At 69.9% G+C, this 2,552-nt stretch carries 1 protein-coding gene; it reads right to left on the bottom strand.

From position 1 onward, the window contains the following. On the bottom strand, positions 1–1,351 hold a 1,351-nt coding region (locus V6U86_RS33245; RefSeq protein WP_334510507.1), incomplete at its 3' end, for a molybdopterin-dependent oxidoreductase. Positions 1,352–2,552: the final 1,201 nt, after the last annotated feature.

The following is a 2,552-nucleotide window of genomic DNA, read 5'->3' as shown; positions in this document are numbered from 1 at the left end:
TGATCGCACCGGTACGGATGTACTGCACACCCACACTGTGCTGCGTCCACCCCACCGAGTAGATCAACATGCCGGTGCGGTCCCGGCCGGAGTTCGCGGCCCACGCCCGCGCCAACTCCAGGAACTGCGCCTGCGGGATGCCGCAGACCCGTTCCACCATCTCCGGGGTGTAACGGGCAAAGTGTCGCTTGAGGATCTGGTAGACGCAGCGCGGATGCTGCAACGTCTCATCACGCCGGGTGTGCCCGTCCACCTGCGCGCCGTGCGACTCGTGCGTCAACCCCGCAGCGCTGTCCCGCTCCTGGGCGGTGTGCCCACTGCCCGACGAGCCCTCGTGCCCCTCGTACTGCCAGCTGTCCTGCACGTACGTGCCCGTCTCCGGGTCGAAGCCGGAGAAGAAGCCGTCGCCGTCCTCGGTGTCGCTGAAGTCCTCACTGACGATCGTCGCCGCGTTGGTGTACGCCAGCACGTACTCCCGGAAGTCCAACTCGTTGTCCAGGATGTAGCGCACCACCCCGCCGAGCAGCGCGATGTCCGTGCCCGCCCGGATCGGCAGGTACGCGTCCGCGACCGCGCTGGTCCGGGTGAACCGTGGGTCGACGTGGAAGACCTTCGCACCCCGGCGCTTGGCCTCCATCACCCACTGGAAACCCACCGGATGCGCCTCAGCCATGTTCGAACCCTGGATGACGATCACGTCAGCGTTGGCGATGTCCTGCTGGAAATCCGTCGCACCGCCACGACCGAAGCTGGCCCCCAGACCGGGGACGGTGGCGGAGTGTCAAATACGGGCCTGGTTCTCGATCTGGAGCGCCCCCATCGCGGTGAACAACTTCTTGATGAGGTAGTTCTCCTCATTGTCCAGCGTCGCCCCACCCAGACTGGAGAAACCCAGCGTCCGGTTCAGCGGCCGGCCCTGCGTGTCGACGTCCTCCCAGGTCTGCTCCCGCGCCGCGAGCATCCGGTCGGCGATCATGTCGAGCGCGGTGTCGAGCTCCAGATCCTCCCACTCCGTGCTGTACGGCCGGCGGTAACGAACCTTCGTCTGCCGCAACGGACTGGTCACCAGGCTCTTGCTCGCCGAACCCTTCGGACACAGCCGACCCCGCGAGATCGGACTGTCCGGATCACCCTCGATCTGACTGACCTGCCCGTCCTTCACGAACACCCGCTGACCACAGCCAACAGCGCAGTACGGACACACCGAACGGGCCATCGAATCGGCGGTGTCGGTGCGGGCGGTGAGCGCGCGGGATCCATCGGACTTCGCCGCCGCACCCCGGCCCAGCGGGTCCGTGCCGGTGAGCTGCCGGTAGACCGGCCAACCCTCGATGAAGGACCGTAGCCCCAACCCCGACACCCCCTCCCACACGAGCGACCCCCTGAACATAGGTCAACTGAGACAGGTTCGCGAACCGGGGATACAGACAGTGCCGCCCCCGGCCTTGTGGGCTGGGGGCGGCACTGGTGTCGGTGTGCAGGTCGCCTCTCGGCGAGTGGCACGACGCGGCTCCAGCCGAACGGTATTCCGCGAGGGCGATATTAGGTGAGGCCCGGGGACACTGAGTCACACCGACACCCTCCACAACCAGCCGGCCCCCCACCTTGTTCCCCGCTCTGCCGCGCCCGCCCAACCGAACGCGCGGCCCGACCGCCCCGCCGTCCCACGACACCGCCGCCCTGCCGCCCCGCCGTCCCGCCGTCCCGCCGTCCCAAGGCACCGCCGTCCTGCCGTCCCACGGCACCGCCGTACCGGGGGCCGCCGGGGGCCGCAAGGCTGGGCCGGCAAGGCTGGGAGCCGAGCGCGGCCGGGAGCCGCAGGCCGGGCCAGGAGGCAAGGGCCGGGCCGGGAGGCAAGGGCCGGGCCAGGAGGCAAGGGCCGGGCCAGGAGGCAAGGGCCGGGCCAGGAGGCAAGGGCCGGGCCAGGAGGCAAGGGCCGGGCCAGGAGGCAAGGGCCGGCACAGCGCGACGCCTTGCCGCACTGCGGCCGTTCCGGACGCCCCCCGAGTCCTATCGCTGCACCGCAGGTCGCCTCTCGGCCACGACACCCACCACCACCGCCCGCAATCCGGCCGTCCCCCACGAGATCTTGGACAGTTTCCGTTCAGACAGAACGGAAACTGTCCAAGATCTACAGAAAATCCCCAACCAGACGGCATTCGCCTTCCCAAAAGGGGCCCGCTACACCGGGGCATCTCCGGCCCTCACGGTCGTGGCCCGCGACCAAGGACCAGCGAACGCATTCAGCGACCGGCGGACGGCGACCGGCGGACGGCCGGCGACAGCGACCGGCGTGCGGCGTGCGGCGTGCGGCGTGCGGCGTGCGGCGTGCGGCGTGCGGCGTGCGGCGTGCGGCGACAACAAGAGGAAGGCCGCTGGCCGGCACCCCCGGGTTGCGGGTGCCGGCCAGCGGCCTTCTTGCTGCGGTCTTGCCGTGCGGTGGTGCGGTGGTGCTGTCGTGCGGGTGGTCAGCTGTTCCAGTGCTGGGTGACGAGGTCGGTGGCCTGCTGCTCCCACTGGGCGTAGGCGTCCGGGTACGCCGACACCTGCAC

This window comes from Micromonospora sp. CPCC 205558 (assembly GCF_036902955.1).
In the GTDB taxonomy this organism is placed as follows: domain Bacteria; phylum Actinomycetota; class Actinomycetes; order Mycobacteriales; family Micromonosporaceae; genus Micromonospora.
Note: the sequence above shows the minus strand (reverse complement) of the source record. Positions and strands in the feature narration are given on the sequence as shown.